General features: G+C 63.3%; 20 protein-coding genes. 13 read left to right on the plus strand and 7 right to left on the minus strand.

The window, feature by feature from the left end:
• Position 1 precedes the first annotated feature (1 nt).
• Together DS839_RS32970 and dhaK are read left to right on the plus strand one after the other, a co-directional pair.
• On the plus strand, positions 2–436 hold the full coding sequence (locus tag DS839_RS32970) for a hypothetical protein (protein ID WP_119274794.1): 435 nt from the start codon (positions 2–4) through the stop codon (positions 434–436).
• Complete coding sequence (gene dhaK / locus DS839_RS32975) at positions 433–1,422, plus strand: dihydroxyacetone kinase subunit DhaK (protein WP_119274795.1); 990 nt, start codon at positions 433–435, stop codon at positions 1,420–1,422. Before DS839_RS32970 ends, dhaK begins: the two co-directional genes overlap by 4 nt.
• A gap of 17 nt (positions 1,423–1,439) precedes the next feature.
• Here dhaK and DS839_RS32980 read toward each other — a convergent pair whose 3' ends face one another.
• The 3 genes from DS839_RS32980 to DS839_RS32990 all read right to left on the minus strand — a co-directional run bounded on the left by DS839_RS32980 (position 1,440) and on the right by DS839_RS32990 (position 4,610).
• The gene (locus DS839_RS32980; protein ID WP_162918964.1) at positions 1,440–3,437 is read right to left on the minus strand and encodes a VIT domain-containing protein; all 1,998 of its coding nucleotides are present in this window, start codon (positions 3,435–3,437) and stop codon (positions 1,440–1,442) included.
• Positions 3,406–3,780 carry a helix-turn-helix domain-containing protein gene (locus DS839_RS32985; RefSeq protein WP_162918965.1) on the minus strand — a complete coding sequence of 125 codons (375 nt, stop codon included), beginning with the start codon at positions 3,778–3,780 and terminating at the stop codon, positions 3,406–3,408. Before DS839_RS32985 ends, DS839_RS32980 begins: the two co-directional genes overlap by 32 nt.
• 104 nt (positions 3,781–3,884) lie before the next feature.
• A complete protein-coding gene (locus DS839_RS32990) occupies positions 3,885–4,610 on the minus strand; it encodes a GntR family transcriptional regulator (RefSeq protein WP_162918966.1) in 726 nt (241 codons plus the stop codon).
• A 153-nt stretch (positions 4,611–4,763) separates the two neighbouring features.
• Between DS839_RS32990 and DS839_RS32995 the strand changes: the two genes are divergently transcribed.
• From DS839_RS32995 to DS839_RS33005, 3 genes are read left to right on the plus strand one after another with little or no spacing between them, the layout of a single operon-like run.
• Positions 4,764–6,320: a sugar ABC transporter ATP-binding protein gene (locus tag DS839_RS32995; RefSeq protein WP_119274820.1), complete on the plus strand. Its 1,557-nt coding sequence runs from the start codon at positions 4,764–4,766 to the stop codon at positions 6,318–6,320.
• Positions 6,317–7,609: an ABC transporter permease gene (locus DS839_RS33000; protein ID WP_119274798.1), complete on the plus strand. Its 1,293-nt coding sequence runs from the start codon at positions 6,317–6,319 to the stop codon at positions 7,607–7,609. Before DS839_RS32995 ends, DS839_RS33000 begins: the two co-directional genes overlap by 4 nt.
• A gap of 26 nt (positions 7,610–7,635) precedes the next feature.
• Positions 7,636–8,607 (plus strand): substrate-binding domain-containing protein, encoded by a 972-nt coding sequence (locus tag DS839_RS33005; protein ID WP_119274799.1) that lies wholly within the window; start codon positions 7,636–7,638, stop codon positions 8,605–8,607.
• Between the two features lie 111 nt (positions 8,608–8,718).
• Here DS839_RS33005 and DS839_RS33010 read toward each other — a convergent pair whose 3' ends face one another.
• Positions 8,719–9,771, minus strand: a complete 1,053-nt coding sequence (locus DS839_RS33010; protein ID WP_119274800.1) for a fumarylacetoacetate hydrolase family protein — start codon at positions 9,769–9,771, stop codon at positions 8,719–8,721.
• Positions 9,768–11,078: a homogentisate 1,2-dioxygenase gene (gene hmgA / locus DS839_RS33015; RefSeq protein ID WP_119274801.1), complete on the minus strand. Its 1,311-nt coding sequence runs from the start codon at positions 11,076–11,078 to the stop codon at positions 9,768–9,770. The genes DS839_RS33010 and hmgA overlap by 4 nt, the downstream gene beginning before the upstream one ends.
• 75 nt (positions 11,079–11,153) lie before the next feature.
• Between hmgA and DS839_RS33020 the strand changes: the two genes are divergently transcribed.
• From DS839_RS33020 to DS839_RS33035, 4 genes are all read left to right on the plus strand, one after another.
• The gene (locus DS839_RS33020) at positions 11,154–11,615 is read left to right on the plus strand and encodes a MarR family winged helix-turn-helix transcriptional regulator (protein WP_119274802.1); all 462 of its coding nucleotides are present in this window, start codon (positions 11,154–11,156) and stop codon (positions 11,613–11,615) included.
• The gene (maiA, locus tag DS839_RS33025) at positions 11,602–12,240 is read left to right on the plus strand and encodes a maleylacetoacetate isomerase (protein WP_119274803.1); all 639 of its coding nucleotides are present in this window, start codon (positions 11,602–11,604) and stop codon (positions 12,238–12,240) included. The genes DS839_RS33020 and maiA overlap by 14 nt, the downstream gene beginning before the upstream one ends.
• A 143-nt stretch (positions 12,241–12,383) precedes the next feature.
• Positions 12,384–13,319, plus strand: coding sequence for a rhodanese-like domain-containing protein (locus tag DS839_RS33030; protein WP_119274804.1), 936 nt, complete (start codon positions 12,384–12,386; stop codon positions 13,317–13,319).
• A gap of 119 nt (positions 13,320–13,438) precedes the next feature.
• Positions 13,439–14,512 carry a putative metal-binding motif-containing protein gene (locus DS839_RS33035; RefSeq protein WP_119274805.1) on the plus strand — a complete coding sequence of 358 codons (1,074 nt, stop codon included), beginning with the start codon at positions 13,439–13,441 and terminating at the stop codon, positions 14,510–14,512.
• Positions 14,513–14,520: 8 nt separating this feature from the next.
• Here DS839_RS33035 and DS839_RS33040 read toward each other — a convergent pair whose 3' ends face one another.
• The gene (locus DS839_RS33040; protein ID WP_119274806.1) at positions 14,521–14,973 is read right to left on the minus strand and encodes an Lrp/AsnC family transcriptional regulator; all 453 of its coding nucleotides are present in this window, start codon (positions 14,971–14,973) and stop codon (positions 14,521–14,523) included.
• Positions 14,974–15,084: 111 nt separating this feature from the next.
• Here DS839_RS33040 and hppD point away from each other — a divergent pair, with 111 nt between their 5' ends.
• The 3 genes from hppD to DS839_RS33055 all read left to right on the plus strand — a co-directional run bounded on the left by hppD (position 15,085) and on the right by DS839_RS33055 (position 16,960).
• Positions 15,085–16,197, plus strand: a complete 1,113-nt coding sequence (gene hppD / locus DS839_RS33045) for a 4-hydroxyphenylpyruvate dioxygenase (RefSeq protein WP_119274807.1) — start codon at positions 15,085–15,087, stop codon at positions 16,195–16,197.
• 68 nt (positions 16,198–16,265) lie between these two features.
• Positions 16,266–16,511 (plus strand): type II toxin-antitoxin system Phd/YefM family antitoxin, encoded by a 246-nt coding sequence (locus DS839_RS33050; RefSeq protein ID WP_119274808.1) that lies wholly within the window; start codon positions 16,266–16,268, stop codon positions 16,509–16,511.
• On the plus strand, positions 16,508–16,960 hold the full coding sequence (locus tag DS839_RS33055) for a PIN domain-containing protein (protein WP_119274809.1): 453 nt from the start codon (positions 16,508–16,510) through the stop codon (positions 16,958–16,960). Before DS839_RS33050 ends, DS839_RS33055 begins: the two co-directional genes overlap by 4 nt.
• Before the next feature lie 39 nt (positions 16,961–16,999).
• On the opposite strand, the gene DS839_RS33060 is transcribed toward DS839_RS33055, so the two are convergent.
• Positions 17,000–17,434: an Lrp/AsnC family transcriptional regulator gene (locus DS839_RS33060; protein ID WP_119274821.1), complete on the minus strand. Its 435-nt coding sequence runs from the start codon at positions 17,432–17,434 to the stop codon at positions 17,000–17,002.
• 164 nt (positions 17,435–17,598) lie between these two features.
• Between DS839_RS33060 and DS839_RS33065 the strand changes: the two genes are divergently transcribed.
• A complete protein-coding gene (locus DS839_RS33065) occupies positions 17,599–18,474 on the plus strand; it encodes an EamA family transporter (RefSeq protein ID WP_368912061.1) in 876 nt (291 codons plus the stop codon).
• Positions 18,475–18,648 lie beyond the last annotated feature (174 nt).

The raw sequence follows: 18,648 nt of genomic DNA on the forward strand, positions 1-18,648 counted from the left end.
CATGGCGGAGCCGCAACCCCAGGCCGGAGGCGCGGTCGCCGCCTATAAGAAGATTCTCAGCGATGTGATCGACCGCAGGCCTTCCGGCACGCGCCAGAGGCTCGCCGCGGCGCTCGGCAAGAACCGCAGCTTCGTCTCGCAGATCACCAATCCCACCTATGCCGTGCCGATCCCGGTGGCGCATCTCGATATCATTTTCGAGGTCTGTCACTTCTCGCTGGAGGAGCGGCGGAATTTCATCTCCGCCTATCTCCTGGCGCATCCCAACCGGCCGGCGCCCATTCATGCCGCCCACAAGGTCAAGGCCCATACCGTCTATTTGCCGGATTTGGGCGATGACGACAGGAATGCCAGGCTTCACACGCTGATCAGCGATTTCGTGCGCCAGGTGGCGAAGCTTCTCGAAGAGGAACCGCATAAGGGAAAACGCCGATGAAGAAGCTGATCAATGACGTGGGCAACGTGCTCGCGGAAAGCCTCGATGGTTTTGCCGCGGCCCATGCCGATATCGTCACCCTCGGGAACGAACGCAAATTCGTCCGGCGCCAGCGGCTCAAATCCGGCAAGGTGGCGCTGATCTCGGGCGGCGGTTCCGGGCACGAGCCCTTGCATGCGGGCTTTGTCGGCCATGGCATGCTCGATGCTGCGTGTCCGGGCCAGGTCTTCACCTCGCCGACACCCGACCAGATGATCGGAGCGGCGGAAGCGGTCGACCAGGGCGCGGGCGTCCTCTTCATCGTCAAGAACTATGAAGGCGACGTCATGAATTTCGACATGGCGAAGGAGATGGCGGGCCGGTCCATCGCGACGGTCGTCACCGATGACGATGTCGCGGTCGAGAACTCGCTTTATACCACGGGCCGGCGCGGCGTCGCCGGCACGCTGGTGGTGGAGAAGGTGGTGGGCGCGGCGGCGGAAAAGGGCGCCGACCTCGATACGCTCAAGGCGCTGGGCGACAAGGTCAACCAGCGCACCCGCTCGATGGGCGTCGCGCTGACGAGCTGCACCGTGCCCGCCGCCGGCAAGCCGACTTTTTCAATCGGCGAGGACGAGATGGAAATGGGCGTCGGCATCCATGGCGAGCCGGGACGGCGGCGGGTGAAACTGCAATCGGCCGATCACATCGCGAGCGAGATGATCGGCGCCATCGTCGGCGATCTTGCCGCAGCGAAGACGGACCGTGTTCTGCTTTTTGTCAACGGCTTCGGCGGCACGCCTTTGATGGAACTCTATTTGATGTATCACGCCGCCGCGGCCGAGCTCGAGAAGCAGGGCGTGAAGATCGCCCGCTCGCTGGTCGGCTCCTATGTGACCTCGCTCGACATGGCCGGCTGCTCGCTCACCGTGACGGCGCTCGATGATGAAATTGCGCAATATTGGGATGCGCCGGTGCATACGGCGGCATTGCGCTGGGGAGTGTAGGATCTCCTCACACAACCTCATCCTTCGAGAAGCAGAAGAAGATCCTGGATCCCATCCTCGTCGAGCGGCCCGAGAAGCTTGTGCGCGATGCGGGCCGCAGCGCGGTTGCCGGCACGGCCGGCCTGGAGAGCGAGAAGTGCAACGACCAGAAGCGGAGGCGACATGCCCCGTGTCGCCGCGGCTTCCTGGATGTCGTCCCTTCGCGCCAGCGCCAGCACGGCATTGCGGACGGCGTCGGGAAGGCCGGAAAGATCGTCCGCCATGAGCCGGCCTGGATCCGATGCCCAATCGATGCCCCGTGCGCGATGCGCCGGTTTCGGCGGGTCTGGCGTGGCGAAGCGCGTCACGGCATCCTTGAGTCCGGTGAACAGTCCGCGCCCGGCCGGCGATGAAGCGGATGCCGGCCGCTCCGCCGGCGGCAAAGCGGACCGGGGCCGGATCTGCGGCGAAGCGGGCATGGGAGGAGGAGCGGCAGCACAAGAATAGACCGTGACCGGACTCGGCAAGGCGACGGGACGCTGGCCGGGCAGCGCTTCTTGCGTGGTACCGTCCTCATCGACCAGCACGAGACTGGTGAGATGCGACACGATGCCTTCGCGTTCGGCGAGATCCGTTGCCTCGGTCTCCGGCAAGGCCGGCAAGAGGAAGCTCGCTGCCACCGCCGCGACAGCGCGCCCTTGCAGGGTGCGCTCCGCAACGGGCGATGAGGCTTCACGGCCGATCGTCACCATCATGCCGGAACGCTGGAACGCCGTCGCGAGCGAGCCGCCGCCGTGCCGCAGAGGGCCGAGCGCCGCGCCGAGCAGATCGCCGATATCAGCGCCGCCGCCGACGAAGATATCGCCGCCGGTGAGAGCGGCGAGATAGCCGACATTGGCTTCGAGACTGTCCTCGCCGACCAGGACGACGCTGATCTTGCGCCCCATCCGCGCGAGCCCCTGCACGTCGAGCGCATGGCTCTTGCCATCGGTGATCAGCAGGATGCCATGGGCGGCCGATTCCCTGATCGCCCGCTCCAGTGCATAGCCGATCTCCGTTCCGCCCGCAGGCGCCGCAAGGTGGCTCACGAGCTGGCCAAGCTTGCCCGAGCCGATGCGGTTGGCATTGTCGCTGAACTGCCAGAGATCGATCCTGTCCTCGGCCGACAGCCTGTCGGCCAGAAGACGGAGCGCCGCAATGACATGATCATGCTTGGTCAGGGTTCCGCCGTGAGCCCCGGCACTGGCCTTTTCCTGCATCGAGCCCGAATGATCGACCAGGATGGCGATGTCGAGGGGAGCGGTGCGGTCGGGCGCTGCCTCGAGCGTGAGGGACACGGCACGGCCATCGGCGCCTATTCCCGTGAGGGTCCCCGAGCGCCAGCCTTCGACGATGAGATCGATCGGGCGATTGAGAACGAGCTTCGCCTTGCCATCTTCGAGCAATCCGCCGGCGAGGCTGACGCACGCATCGGGGGCGTGAACGTCGAGCGTTCCGGAGAGGGGCTTGCCGCCGGTCTTCAGATCATCCGATTCGGCGAGCGGCGAACGCCCATAGACATCGCCGACCGTGACCGGAATGCGCAAATGACCTTTCGGTCCGATGACGGTCAGGGTTGTCACCCAACAGGTTTTGACCTCGATCGTTTCGCCGGCGGGAACATTGGCGACCGAAAGCATATGGATGCCGCGCAGGACTTCTTCATGGAGGACCGCCGACTTGCCGCGATCGATCGCGTCTTCATAGGTCGCGCGAGCGCGGTTGCGGCCTTGCGCCTTGGCGTGGAGCACGCGATCGCCGATCGTGACCGCGAGATCGAAGAGCGTGGCGTGGACCGGCATGGGAAAAGTGAGCGTGGCTTCGATCGGAATTGCTTCGACATTGCGAAAGACGCGCCTGGTCGAAACGATGGCGAGGCCGCCTTCGATGGTGACGGAAAAGTCGGTGCTGATCAGCGGCACCGGGTGTGGCGCACCGCGCCGCTCGAGAAATATCTGCAGCGGATCATGCAGAGGCATCGGGCTTGCGATCGGCATCAGGGCTCTCCTTGAGAATTTCGTTGAGAAGCGATCGGACGGCGGAGACGATCGGATCGGGATCAGTCCCGCTGTTGAGCAGTCCAGGCGCGATGATGAGGGTGACATCGGCCGTGACCGGGAAGGGGATTCCCTCCTTGGCTTCAAGCATCAGTTTGATCGCCGCCGGCGGGAAGCCGAGGTCGCGCAAGCGGTTGTATCGGTGGATGGCTGCGAGGTGCGTCTCTCCATAAGTGGCATTGGCCCGCCCGCCCTCGGGTGGCGGCATGAAGCCCTCCGAAATCAGGTAGCGGACCTGGCGTTCGGTGATGCGGGCGGCGGCAATGAGTTCACGAATATTCACGGCATCTCCTTTTGACAAAAAATATGTCGAAAGGAGACCGTTCTCAAGACTTTTTTTGACAAAAGCTTTGTCGAAAGGATAAGACCTTATAAAAGCTGGAGAATCTAACCTTTCCGCACGAGCTTCGGATTGGCTTCGGCGAAGCTGCGGAATTCCTGGTCGACGCGCTCGAGATGCTTGCGCATCGCCGCTTCCGCTTTCTCGATTTTCTTCGAGCCGATGGCGGCCGCGATGTCGCGATGCTCCTCGAGCGTGCCCGCCATGCGCCCCCTCACCGGCAGCATCAAGAGGCGCACGCGGTCGAGATGAGCGCGCACCTCGTCGAGCACCGTGTTGAACTTCCACAGGCCGCTCGCCTCGATGATGAGGCGGTGGAATTCGACATCGAGCTCATAGAAGCGATTCAGATCGGAGACCCCACGCGCGGCCTCCTGATAAGCGAGATTGCGCGCGAGCTGCTGGGTGAGGTCGGGCGGCGGCGACTTCGTCGCCTCGCATACCGCTTCGACTTCGAGGGCGCGCCGGAGCGACATGAACTGCACGATCTCGTCGAACATGATCGGTGCCACGAAGGAGCCGCGCTGCGGCTCGATGACGACGAGCTTCTCATAGCCGAGCCGGCTGATCGCCGCTGTCACCGGCGACAGCGAGGCGTTGAAGCGGCGGCGGATATCGTTCTTGTCGATGGGAGCGCCCGGCGGAAGCCGGCCGTCGACGATCGCGGCCTTGAGCTCGACATAGATGCGCTCGGTCACCGAGGCCGTCGCTTGCTCACGCGCGTCGAGCTTCGGCGCGAGCCTCCGTCGCGGTCTTGTCGCGGTACCGTCCACCTGGCCCTCCATCCCCGCGGTTCCTATGCCATGCCGGCATCTTGACAGGCAAACCGCTGCTTGGGATACATCATGTATAACTAGAATATTAGTCAGATAAGATGGGAGGCACAAGTGGCGGCACCGGCGCGTCATGACCAGGCGGGCGTGGAAATGCCCGACGCTGTCCTGCGCGTCCGCCGCATCGGCAAGAGCTTTGGCCCGGCCCGCGTCCTCCAGGATGTGTCGCTCGACCTGAAAGCCGGCGAGATCCTGGCCGTGGTCGGCGAGAACGGCGCCGGCAAATCCACCCTGATGAAGATCCTGGCCGGCATACATGATGACTATGACGGCGCGATCGAGTTGTCGGGCGCAGCCGTCCGCTTCGCGGGCGTGCGCGACGCCGAGCGCCGCGGCATCGCCATCATCCATCAGGAGCTCAATCTCGTCCCGGGCCTCTCCGTCGCCGAGAACATCTATCTCGGCCGCGAGCCGATGCGCTTCGGCGTCATCGTCGACCGCACGTCATTGTTCAAGGCGGCGCAAAAGCTGCTCGCCGAGCTCGGCATCCGCATCGATCCCTTAAGCCGCGTCGGCCGCTTGCGCATCGGCGAGCAGCAACTCGTCGAGATCGCCAAGGCGATATCGGTCGGCGCCCGCATCCTCATCATGGACGAGCCGACCTCGGCACTCTCGCCGGGCGAGACCGAGACGCTCTTCGCCATCGTCCGCCGGCTCGCCTCCGAAGGCGTCGCCGTCATTTATATATCGCACCGCATGGACGAGATCATGGCGCTCGCCGACCAGGTCATGGTGCTGCGCGACGGCCGCCACGTGCTGACCGCACCTATCGGCGATCTCTCCCGCGAACGCATCATCGCCGCCATGGTCGGCCGCGAAGTTACCTCGACACGGCAAGCTCACCAGGCGAAAGCGGGAACGCCGGCCTTGTCGGTGACCGATCTCGGCCTCGACGTCATGACGAGGCGAGGCAGGAAGCGCGTCATCGACGGCGTGTCCTTCAGCGTGGCGCCGGGCGAGATCTTCGGCATTGGCGGCCTTCTGGGCTCGGGCCGCACCGAGATCCTCGAGACCATCTTCGGGGCGAGCGAAGGACAGAGCCACGGCGCCATCGCGATCGCCGGACAGCCGGTCGAGATATCCTCGCCCCACAAGGCGCGCGAGCTCGGCCTCGCTTTCGTGCCCGAGGACCGGAAGCTCAAGGGCCTCGTCCTCGCCGACACGATTTCCGACAATATCGCTCTGCCGTCCTTCGCGCGATTGTCGCGCTTCGGCGTGAGGCGTTTGGCGCGCGAGGAAAGTGCCGCGACCCGCCAGATCCGCAATCTCGCCATTGCCTGCCGGAGCCACGCCCAGGCGAGCAGCACTCTGTCGGGCGGCAATCAGCAGAAGATCGTGCTCGGCAAATGGCTCGAGACGGCGCCCCGCATATTGCTGCTCGACGAGCCGACGCGCGGCATCGATGTCGGCGCCAAGCAGGAGATCCACGATCTCATCATCGCGCTCGCGCAGGAGGGCCTTGCCGTCGTGGTGGTGAGCTCGGAACTGCCGGAGCTGCTCCATCTCTCCGACCGCATCCTGGTGATGAGCGAGGGCCGGCCGCAAGGCATTGTCGGCCGCGAGGCGGCGAGCGAGGAGGCGATCATGCATCTGGCCGCGCGCGGCCACCGCGACGCCACGACCGCTCTTCCCGAAGGTGAGCCGGTATGAACATTTGGCGCACACTGTCGGCGACCAAGCTCTATTGGGGCCTCGTGCTCCTCTTTGCCATCGGCGTGCTCTTTTCACCCGAGACCTCGAGTGGCAAGAACATCTTTCTCTCTTACGGCAATCTCACCGACGTCCTGCGCCAGGTCTCGATCATCGGCCTCGCCGCCGTCGGCATGACCACGGTCATATTGATCGCCGGCATCGATCTCTCGGTCGGCTCCTTGATGGCCTTCGCCTCGGTGGTCACCGGCATGCTCTTGACCCAGCAGGGCTGGACGCCCGCCGCCACCATGGGCGTGCCGGCGCTCGCCATCGTCGCCTTCATGATCTTCGCCGGCGTGGCGCGCTTCATCTTCACCAATCTCGCGCGCGAGGGCGACGCGGTCGGCCATCATGAGACGGTGACGCTCGATCCGCTGCGCAAGCTGTGGATCCCGCTGGCGGCCGGCACCATCGCCGCGATCCTCGCCGTCCTCTATGCCGTGAGCCAGGTCGGGACGAAATTCGGCGTCATCGGCGTGCTGCTGGTGGTGCCGGCGCTCGGCCTCCTGCTCGGCGCGCTCAACGGCGTCATCATCGTGCGCGGCCGCCTGCAGCCCTTCATCGTGACGCTCGCCATGATGGTGGCAGCACTCGGCATCGCCCGCCTCACCGCCGGCCAGAACAGCGCCGTGCTCCCGGTCTATCCGGGCTCCAATGCGACGGCCGATTTCAACAATTTGCGCTCCATGCTGTGGGGCGTCATGCCGGTGCCGGGCCTGTTCTTCATCGCCGCCGCGATCCTCTATGCCGCCCTCCTGCGCTTCACCGCCTTCGGCCGCTATGTCTATGCGATCGGCGGCAATGAGGAGGCGACGCGGCTGTCGGGCGTCAAGGTCGACCGGGTGAAGATCTCGGTCTATGCCTTTTCCGGCATGCTGGCGTCGATCGCGGGTGTGCTCTATGTGGCGCAATACCGCCAGGGCAAGCCCGACGCCGGCGCAGGGCTGGAGCTCGACGCCATCGCCGCGGTGGTGATCGGCGGCACGAGCCTCATGGGCGGGCGCGGCAGCATCGCCGGCACCATCGTCGGCGTCCTCATCTTCGGGCTGCTGTCCAACATCCTGCAGCTCCACAACATCAATTCCAACCTGCAGCTGGTGCTCAAGGGCCTCATCATCGTGGTGACCGTGCTGGTGCAGGAACGCAATCTCGACGGGCTTTTCGGCCACTGGCGCCCCAGGGTGCCGGACCGCAAGGCGGATGCGGGGTCGGCTGCGGTGCAGCCGGGCAACAAGAAATCGTCATGAAGGAGGTACGACCCATGAAACGCCCAATGAAACGCCGTGACTTTATCAGAGTATCCGTCCTGGCGGCCGGTGCGCCCTTGGCCATCTATCTGCCGCAGGGCTTCTCACCTGTTCGCGCGCAAGCCAAATGGAAGGTCGGCTTCTCGCAGGTCACCACCATCGAGCCCTGGCGCGTCCAGTTCAACAAGGACATCGAGGCGGAAGCGAAGAAGCATCCCGAGGTCGAGCTCATCATCACCGATGGTGAGGACAAGACCGAGAAGCAGGTCGCCGATGTCGAGAACCTCATTCGCCAGGAGATCAACGCGCTTCTGATCTCGCCCAAGGAGTCGGCCGGCCTCACCGGCGTCGTCGAGCAGGCGATCGACGCCAAGATCCCGGTCATCGTGCTCGACCGCAATGTCGAGACCGACCGCTATGCGCAGTTCATCGGCGGCGACAATGTCGTGATCGGCAGGGCCGCCGGCGAGCATGCGGTGAAGCTTCTCGGCGGGCCGGGGGCGGCCAAGGGCAAGGTGGTCGAGATCTGGGGCGGGCTCGGCACCCAGCCGGCGCATGACCGCCACAATGGCTTCCATGAATTCACCGACAAGGAGGCCGGCATCGAGAACCTGCTCGACCAGCAATCGGCGGATTGGAAGCAGGCCGCGGCCTATGACATCATGGCGACGGCCCTGCGCAACCACGAGAAGATCGATCTCGTCTATGGCCACAATGATCCGATGGCCTATGGCGCCTATCTCGCCGCCAAGGATGCGGGGCGCGAGAAGGACATCAAGTTCCTAGGGATCGACGCTTTGCCGAACGAGGGCGTGACCTGGGTCCATAATGGCGAGCTCTCGGCCACCTTCCTCTATCCCACACCTGGTGCCGAAGGCCTGCGCCAGGCGATCAAGCTCCTCAATGGCGAGAAGATCGAGAAGAAGATCATCCTCGCGACCATGACGGTGACCAAGGAGAACGCCGACCAGATCATGAAGGATAATGGGTTGTTGTGATATCACCCTCGCCCCGCTTTAGCGGGGAGAGGGAAGGGGCCCGGCGCAAAGCGCCGGGAAGGGTGAGGGGCTTGGTGCAAGCTTTGCTAAAGGCCCCTCACCCTCCCATTGCTACGTAATGGGTCCCTCCCTCTCCCCGCTTCGCGGGGCGAGGGCAATTTTCTCCACCACCTGCTCGATCGCGCCGAAGATGGAATGGCCTTTGCGGTCGAGCATCTCGATGCGCACCCGGTCGCCGAAGCGCAGGAAAGGTGTGGCGGGCTTGCCTCCCCGGATGCTCTCGATCATGCGCAATTCGGCGATGCAGGAATAGCCACGGCCGCCCTCGCTCACCGGCCGGCCGGGACCGCCGTCACCATCCTTGTTCGACACGGTGCCCGAGCCGATGATCGAGCCCGCGGCGAGCGGGCGCGTCGTGGCGGCGTGGGCGATGAGCCGGCCGAAATCGAAGGTCATGTCCTCTCCGGCATCGGCGCGGCCGAAGGGCTTGCCGTTGAGATCGACACAAAGCGGCAGGCGCAATTTGCCGCCGCTCCAGGCATCGCCTAGCTCGTCCGGCGTCACCGCGACCGGCGAGAAGGCGGAAGACGGTTTTGACTGGAAGAAGCCGAAACCTTTCGCCAGCTCGGCCGGGATCAGACCGCGCAAAGAGACGTCGTTCACCAGCATCACCAGGCGGATCTTGCTCAAGGCGTCCGGCGCCGCGATGCCGGCGGGGACATCGCCCGTCACCACCGCGACCTCGGCCTCCATGTCGATGCCCCAGGCTTCATCCGCCATCCGGATCGGATCGCGGGGCCTCAGGAATGAATCCGATCCGCCCTGGTACATCAAGGGATCGCTCCAGAAGCTTTCAGGCATCTCGGCGCCGCGGGCTTTGCGCACCAGCTCGACATGGTTCACATAGGCCGAGCCGTCGGCCCATTGATAGGCGCGAGGCAAAGGCGACTCGCATTCATGCTCATGGAAGCGGAAGGACGGCACCGATCCATGCTCGAGCCCAACCGCCAGATCGGCGAGCTTGGGTGCCAGGCGGTCCCAGTCGTCGAGCGCCTTCTGCAGGGTCAGAGCGATGTTGAATGCTTCCGTGGCGCGCGTCAGGTCGCGCGAAACGACGACGAGCTTGCCGTCGCGCGCGCCGTTACGGATGGTCGCGAGCTTCATGGCGTGCCGGTGAACTTCTTGCCGAGGCCCGACCAGCAGTCGATATAGTCGGTCTGCAGCGTTTCGACGCTCGCCGCATAGGCGGTGAGATGCTGCGGATAGCGCGTCTCGAACATGAAGGCGAGCGTGTTGGTGAGCTTGACGGGCTTGAGCTCGACGGTGCTCGCTTTCTCGAAGGCGGTCGCATCCGGCCCATGCGGCAGCATGCAATTATGCAGGCTGATGCCGCCCGGCACGAAACCGTCGGGCTTGGCGTCATATTGCCCGTAAATCAGGCCCATGAATTCCGACATGATGTTCATGTGATACCAGGGCGGCCGGAAGGAATGTTCGGCGACCGACCAGCGCTCGGGAAAGATGACGAAATCGACATTGGCGGTGCCTTCTTCGCCCGAAGGGGCCGTCATCACGGTGAAGATCGAGGGATCCGGATGGTCGAACAGGATCGCGCCCACCGGCGAGAAGGTGCGCAGGTCATATTTGAAAGGCGCGTAATTGCCATGCCAGGCGACGACATCGAGCGGCGAATGATCGATCTTCGTCTCGTAGAACTTGCCGCACCATTTGACGGTGAGGGTCGAGGGCGTCTCCTTGTCCTCGAAAGCCGCATTGGGCGTCTTGAAGTCGCGCGGATTGGCGAGGCAATTGGCGCCGATCGGGCCGCGGTCGGGCAAAGTGAACTTGGCGCCGTAATTCTCGCAAAGATAGCCGCGGGCCGGGCCGTCGAGCAACTCGGCCTTGAACTTCATGCCGCGCGGGATGACGCAGATCTCGCCCGGCTGAACTTCAATCTTGCCGAGCTCGGTGAAGAACCGCAATCCGCCCGATTGCGGCACGATGAGCATCTCGCCATCGGCATTGTAGAAATAGTCGTCCGTCATCGACTGGTTGACGAGATAGACGGAGGCCGCCATGCCGGTCTGGGTGTTGACATCGCCCGCCGTCGTCATGGTGCGAATGCCGGAAATAAAGGTCGTGCCCTCATTCGGCATGGGCGGCGGTCCCCAGCGCAACTGCCCGATCGGGAGATCGTGGTCGTCGAGACAGGGCGCCGTCTTCCAGAAGGGGACGCTCGCCTTGCTGAAGTGCCCGCTATGCCGGACCGACGGGCGCATGCGATAGAGCCAGGAGCGCTCATTGATGCCGCGGGGTGCGGTAAAGGGCGAGCCCGACAATTGCTCGGCATAGAGCCCATAGGCCGGGCGCTGCGGCGAGTTCTGGCCATGCGGCAGGGCGCCGGGCAGTGCTTCGGTCTCGAAATCATTGCCGAAGCCCGGCATGTAGCCGGCAAGGATCGCGCTTTTCATGATCGCGCCTCCATTAGTTTCATGTGAGACTATCTAGATAGTTGCAAATGAAACCAAATATGTCAAGATGGCGCCATGGCGTCCTTCCAGCTCACCCAGTTCCTCCCCTTCCGGCTGAACCGCCTCGCGGCAGAAATCTCCGAAGAGCTGTCAGTCCTTTATGCCGAGCGGTTCCAGATCGACATCCCGCAATGGCGCGTGCTCGCCACTCTGTCCGCGGGCAATGGCTGGACGGCCAAGGCCATCGTCGCCTCGACCCGCACGCATAAATCGACGATCAGCCGGGCGGTCGAGGCGCTGGAGCAGCGTGGCCTGATCGAGGCGGTGCAGTCGGCGCAGGACAAGCGCGAATATCGCCTGCGCCTCACCGCAGAGGGCCGCAGGCTTTTTCGCGAGCTGGCGCCGCTGGTGCTCGCTTACGAGGAGGAGCTGATGGAGAGGCTGGGTGACAAGGAGGCGCGGCGCCTCGAAAGGGCGATCGCGGCGCTCGAGGTGGCGCTCGGCCTTGCCGCGGAGGAACGCGATGAAGCTCTATAGCTATTTCCGCTCGACCGCCGCCTACCGGGTGCGCATCGCCTTGGCGCTCAAGGGCATCGACGTCGAGCAGATCGCCATCCATCTGGTGAAGGAGGGCGGCCAGCAGCTCAAGCCCCCCTATCTCGTCAAGAATCCGCAAGGCCTCGTGCCGGCGCTCGAGCTCGATGACGGCACGGTCCTCACCCAGTCGCTGGCCATCATCGATTATCTGGAGGCGATCGCGCCCGAGCCGCGGCTCGTGCCGCAGGACCCGGTCAGGGCCGCGCAGATCCGCGCCGTGGCGCTGACCATCGCCTGCGACATCCATCCGCTCAACAATCTCAGGGTGCTCAATTATCTCAAAGGTCCGCTGGGCCGCCCGCAGGACGAGGTCGACCAATGGTACCGGCACTGGATCCTGAAAGGCGGTCTCGAAGCGGTCGAGGCGCTGATCGAGGGCGGGCACTTCTGCTTCGGCGATCGACCGTCCCTGGCGGATATCTGCCTCATCCCGCAGGTCTTCAATGCGCGCCGCTACAAGATCGACATCTCGCATCTGAAGAAGATCGAGGCCGTCGACCGGTACTGCAAGGAATTGCCCGCCTTCAAGGCGGCGCATCCCGCGCAGCAGCCGGACGCGGAGTAATACCTTTACCGCATGCGAAGTAATACCTTTAAGCGATGGGCAGACGCTTGCGGGTGGATTAGCTTGGGGCAGTTTTTGTTTGCGCATGATCTTTTCGGAAAACCGGCGTCCACTTTTCCGGATCATGCGCTGGAGAAGACACGATGGACCTTACAAGTCTTGTCCAGCATTATGGACTCGTTCTCGTTTTTGCGAGCGCCTTCATCGAGCAGCTGGGCCTGCCCATTCCCTCCTATCCCGTGCTTCTGGTTGCGGGCGCCTTGAGCTATGTCGGCGGCGAGTCGCTGGTCCTGATCGTCGCCATAGGGACGCTGGGCGTGGTGATGGGCGATCTCCTGGTTTACGCGGCCGGCGCCCGGTTTGGCCGCCGCGCTCTGTCCGTCGTCTGCAAGCTGAGCCTGGCGCGGGACGACTGCGTGCGGCGGACGGAGGACAGATTCGCCCGTTTCGGACCCTGGGCCCTGCTCTTCGTGAAGTTTCTTCCCGGATTTGCCCTGGTGCTGATCCTTCTCTCAGGTTTTACGCGGCTCGCCATTCCGCTCTTCCTGCTTCTCGACGGGATCGGCGCCCTCGCCTATGTCGCACTTCCCGTCATATTGGGCGCCATCTTCCATGACGCCATCGATTCCGCCCTTACGGCGGTCACGCGCTGGGGAGAATTGGGCACGGCGCTGGTCGTCGCCGTTTTGCTCCTCTACATGATCTATCGCCTGGTGGATCGGCAGCTCTTCATCCGGCAGCTCAGAATGGCGCGCATTTCCGCAAGCGAGCTCGCAAGCCTCATTGATGGCGGCCAGAGCCCGATCATTTTCGATGTCCGCTCTGCCGAGGCGCGCCAGAGGGAGGGCATCATCCCCGGCTCGATCAGCGCGCGCGCCGACCAGATCTCGCTCGTGGCTTCGCGTTACGCGCGGGATGTGGAGATCATCGTCTATTGCTCATGTCCCAATGAGGCCTCGGCCGCCGTCGCGGCACGGCATCTGAAGCGCGCAGGCTTCAAGCATATCCGGCCGCTGTTGGGCGGGATCGAGGCCTGGGCCGGCGCAGGGCGGCCGATCGAGCTCGCCGCTTTGCCCTGAAGCTCGCCTGCATTTTAAGAAGATTGTCCGGACTGAGAGGCGAAGAATGCCGGCTCTCGTGTCGCGCCGCGAACCGTGCTAGTCTGCCTTCGTCCTTCTCTGCCTTGATCGGTGACGTGATGGCGAGGGCGAATGGCATCGGGTCCGGCGTCGGTGCTGCGGTCATGATGGGGCCGCTGATCGGCGCATTTGCTCTGACGCTGGCCTTGCTCGTCTCGGACGCCCATGCCCAGCTTCCGACCGATCCTACGACCCCGCCCGTCGTCCATACTTACACCGCGCGCACGACCAAGAGTGCGACAAAAACGGTGACGGCGGGCGCGATCAGATGGGAGTGCAAGGGCAATGAGTGCAGGAATACCGGTCCCTGGCCCTCGCTTGGCATGGAGGCCTGCCGCTCGCTCGCCCGCCTCGTCGGGACGATCGAGGCCTTCGGCCGTCCCGGCGCGCAATATACGCCGGCCCAGGTGAGGGAGTGCAATCAGCCGACGATAACGCTCAGCACACCGGGCGTGGTTGTCGTCATTCCGCGCTCTTGCACGTCCGATGACGATTGCGATGACGGAATATTCTGCAATGGCACCGAGCAATGCGGCAGAGATCGTAGATGCCTGCGCGCCATTCCGGTCGATTGCGACGACCGTACCGCATGCACGATCGACCAGTGCTCGGAAGAGGCGAGAGAGTGCCGGCATCTGGCTCCCGACCTCGATGGTGATGCTCACGCCGACCAGTCCTGTCTCCTGAGCGACGGATCGGTGGCCGGCGATGATTGCGACGACACGAACTCGGATAGGTATCCAGGCGCCGCGGAAATCTGCAACGCCGTCGATGAGGACTGCAACCCGGCGACGATCGGCAACAAGGACAGCGACTATGACGGCTTCATCGACGCCAACTGTTCCAATGGAGAATTGAGGGGCGAGGACTGCGACGATGGCCGGCGCCGCATCAACCCGAACGCTCAAGAGCTATGCAACGGGATCGACGACGACTGCTCCGGCACGCCCGATGACAATGACGCGCCCAAGGTCACGACCTGGCCGGACAATGACAGGGACGGCTATGGCAATCCGGCGGGGCCGATCGAGAATATTTGTCTGATCGGAAGTGTTCTCATCGGCCGCTCGTTGAACGATTATGATTGCAATGACACGGACCGCGCGCGTCATCCTGGCAGCAGGTGCCCGTGAAGCGCTAGCTAAAGCACGAGCAACTGATCGTCGCGCAGGATCTCGAGCGCGATCTCGGAGCGCACCCGGTCGACGGTCTGGTGCATCAGCAGCACGCCATTGACGAGATCGCGCAAGGCATCGAGATCGGCGACGCATACTTTCAGCAGATAATCGAAATCGCCGGTCACCGCATGGGCTTCGAGGATGCCGGGCGTCAGGCGCACGAGGTCGCGGAAGCGCCGGGCATTGCCGTCGGAATGACCTTTCAGCTTCACATGGACGAAGGCGGTGACGGCGAAGCCCAAAGCCTTGGCGTCGAGATCGGCGCGGTAGCGGCGGATGACGCCGGTCTGCTCCAGCGCCTGGCGCCGCCGCACCGCTTGCGACTCCGAAAGCCCCACCTCCTCGGCGAACTGGGTGCGGCTGGCGGCGCTGTTCTTCTGCAGGGAGTCCAGGATTTTTCGGTCAAATTCATCCATGTGACGCTCGTTTCCGTGCAAATAATAGGCAAGGAAGACCCATTATGCCTGAAAACGGCGGGGTTGGCGACCTATTATAAGGGCAACGCATCCGCAACCCGAGGATCAGCCATGGGCCCTTATCCGCACGACGCCCCTCCGCCCGAGATCAGCCAGGAGAATCCGGCCGGCACCGATGGTTTCGAATTCGTCGAATTCGCTCATCCCGAGCCGCAGAAGCTGCATGACCTGTTCACGAAATTCGGCTTCGCCCCTGTCGCCCGGCACAAGACCAAGCACATCACCGTCTACCGCCAGGGCGACATCAACTACATCCTCAATGCCGAGCCCAACTCCTTCGGCATGAATTTCGTCGCGAAGCATGGACCTTGCGCGCCGTCGATGGCTTGGCGCGTCGTCGATGCCGATCATGCCTTCCGCCATGCCGTGGCGCTGGGGGCGGAGCCCTATGAAGGCCAAGACAAGACGATCGATGCGCCCGCCATCAAGGGCATCGGCGGCAGCCTCCTCTATTTCATCGACCGCTATGGCGAGAAGGGCTCGCCCTATGATGGCGAGTTCCTGTGGCTCGGCGACAAGAACCCCAAGCCCGAAGGGATCGGCTTCTATTATCTCGACCATCTGACCCACAATGTCTTCCGCGGCAACATGGACAAGTGGTTCGGCTTCTATGCCAAGCTGTTCAACTTCCGCCAGATCCGCTTCTTCGACATCGAGGGCAAATATACCGGCCTGTTCTCGCGCGCGCTCAATTCGCCCTGCGGCAAGATCCGCATCCCGATCAACGAGAGCGCCGACGACAAGAGCCAGATCGAAGAGTATCTGCGCAAATACAAGGGCGAGGGCATCCAGCATATCGCCATCGCCACCGAGGACATCTATGCCGCGACCGATGCCTTGGCCGACAATGGCGTGAGATTCATGCCGCCGCCGCCCGACACTTATTATGCGAAGTGCCGGGATCGCGTGAAGGGCCATCAGGAGCCGATCGACAAGCTCATGAAGCATGGCGTCCTCATCGACGGCGAGGGCGTCGTCGATGGCGGCGAGACCAAGGTGCTGCTGCAGATATTCTCGAAGACCGTGATCGGTCCGATCTTCTTCGAATTCATCCAGCGGAAGGGCGATGACGGTTTCGGCGAGGGCAATTTCCGCGCTCTGTTCGAGAGCATCGAGGAGGACCAGGTGCGCCGCGGCGTGCTGGGTCCGTCCAAGGCGGCGTAGCCAGTAAGCTTGCAAAATCAGCTACTAAGTCCTATGGTAGTTAATATCACTACTATTGGACTTAACCAATGGAAGAAGCCGTTTCAGCTGCTGACGCCAACCGAAAGTTCTCTCTGATCCTTCGTCGTGTTCGGGAAGGACGAAGCTATGTCGTGACCAGTCACGGACAGCCTGTGGCGCGCATTGTTCCCGTCGGCAAAAACAAGGGAGTAGCAAAGAGCGCGCGGGAAGCGTTGTTGTCTCATCTCGAACGTCAGCCTCTTGTCAACGCCGGAAGCTGGACGCGCGACGAGCTCTACGAGGATGAGGGGTGAAGGTTGCCCTCGACACCAACATTCTCGTTTACGCAGAGCACGTCAACGACACGGAGAAGCGCAATTCTGCATTAGATCTGGTGCGCCGGCTTCCGCAGGAGGCAGTCGTCCTCCCCGTCCAGGTACTCGGCGAATTATTCAACGTTCTGGTACGAAAGGGGATAAGATCGCGCGCCGATGCTCGCACCGCCCTTCTTCGCTGGCGTGACACATTTGCGCTTGTCGAGACCTCGCCCGAGATCATGCTGACGGCAGCCGATCTGGCGACAGATCATCAAATGAGCATCTGGGACGCCATCGTTATGTCCGCTGCTTCACAGTCAGGTTGCCGGCTGCTTCTGTCGGAAGACCTGCATGACGGGTTCACCTGGGCCGGTGTGACGGTTGCCAACCCTTTTGCCGCGCCGCGTCACGCATTATTGGAGGCTCTGCTGAGCGAGCAACGATGAATAGGGCTGCCCGGCTGACTCAGGAGAAATGATCTCTGATCACAAAGGCGGCAGTCGCCGCTGCAGCGGCTGCGATTTGACGATCACGGTATTGGTCTCGGCCTTGTCGCCGATGCGGTCGACGATCTCGTCGAGCTCATCGATCGAGCGCACATGGAGCCTGGCGATGAGACAGTCATCGCCCGTCACCTTGTCGCATTCCGAGAATTGCGGAATCTCGCCGACCATCTGCTGCACCCGCAGGAAATGGCCGGGCCGGGGACGGATGCGCACGATCGCCTGCAGCGTATAGCCGAAGGCTTGTGGCTCCACCTCGATGGTGAAGGCGCGGATCACGCCGCGCTCCTCGAGCCGCTTCAGGCGTTCCGAGGCGCTGGGCGAGGACAGGTTCACCTGCGCCGCCAATTCCTTGAGAGAAATGCGGGCGTTTCCGGCAAGGATGCCGACGATCTGGCGGTCCACTTCATCAAGCATGAAACTACCCCATTTGGCCTTCATAAATTAGGATAATGCCATATCCAACCTTAGAATATCTATATAATTCCGCTTAGGAGGCGAATATAAATCCATCCAAAATGGGCACCGCTGACACCTTCTGACGGTGAAAGGTGCTAGAGCCTGCTTTTCAGGAGCTGATCTTGCAGAACGATGGAAACAGCGTGGTAGCCGGAGCCGGCGCCTCGCAGACAGGTCTTGCCGCGATCATGGCGGTCGCCGCCATGATCACCGTGCAGGTCGGCGCGGCCGTGGCCCATCCGACGATGGCCGCCTATGGCCCCTTTGCCACCACCTGGGGAAGGCTCGCCTGGGCGGCGATCATCCTGTGCCTGGTGGTGCGCCCCGATATCCGCCGCTATCGACGCGAGGATCTCCTGCTCGCTTTGGCAATGGGCGCTACCATCGCGGTGATGACGCTCGCTTTCTTCGTCGCGATCATGCGCGTGCCGCTCGGCCTCGTCGTCGCCATCGAGTTCTTGGGTCCGCTCGGCGTCGCGGCCCTTGGCTTTGCGAGGAGCTGGCGTCTCGTCTGGTTGCTGCTCGCCATTGCCGGCGTGCTTCTCCTGTCGCTGAATTGGGAGGGCTGGACCATCGATGTCCTGGGCTTCGGCTTCGCGCTCCTCGCCGGCGTGGGCTGGGGCATCTACATCCTCTTGAACAAGCGGATCGGCAAGGTCTTCAAGAAGCTGGACGGTCTCGCGATTTCACTCGCCGCCGCCGCGCTGATCGCCACCCCTTTCGGCCTCTACGATACCGGCTTCACGCTGCCGATGGGCCTTGCCGCTGAAACGGTCGGTCTCGCCATCCTGACGCCGCTTTTGCCTTATGTGCTCGAGATGATGGCCTTGCGCCGCCTGTCATCGGCGAGCTTCGGCATACTGATGAGCGCCGAGCCCGGCGTCGGCGCGCTCGCCGGCTTCCTGATCCTGCACGAGCCGCTCAGCCTGCAGCAGATCGCCGGCATCGCCTTTGTCATCGCCGCCGGCGCGGGCGCGGTGATGAGCGCGCGGGAGTAGGATACCCTCTTGTATCTGGAAGCTGTCGTCGAATCCTGTTCAAGGATCGACGTAGCGAGGGGCCTGGCGGCCGCCAGGCCCCTCGCTCGGCGATGTCGCCCGTCCACCCTCCGGCTACAACCGTCGGGGAGCTTGGGATCTTCGCTGTTCTCACGCACAACCGAACAGTCGCTG

Source organism: Taklimakanibacter deserti, from assembly GCA_003574785.1.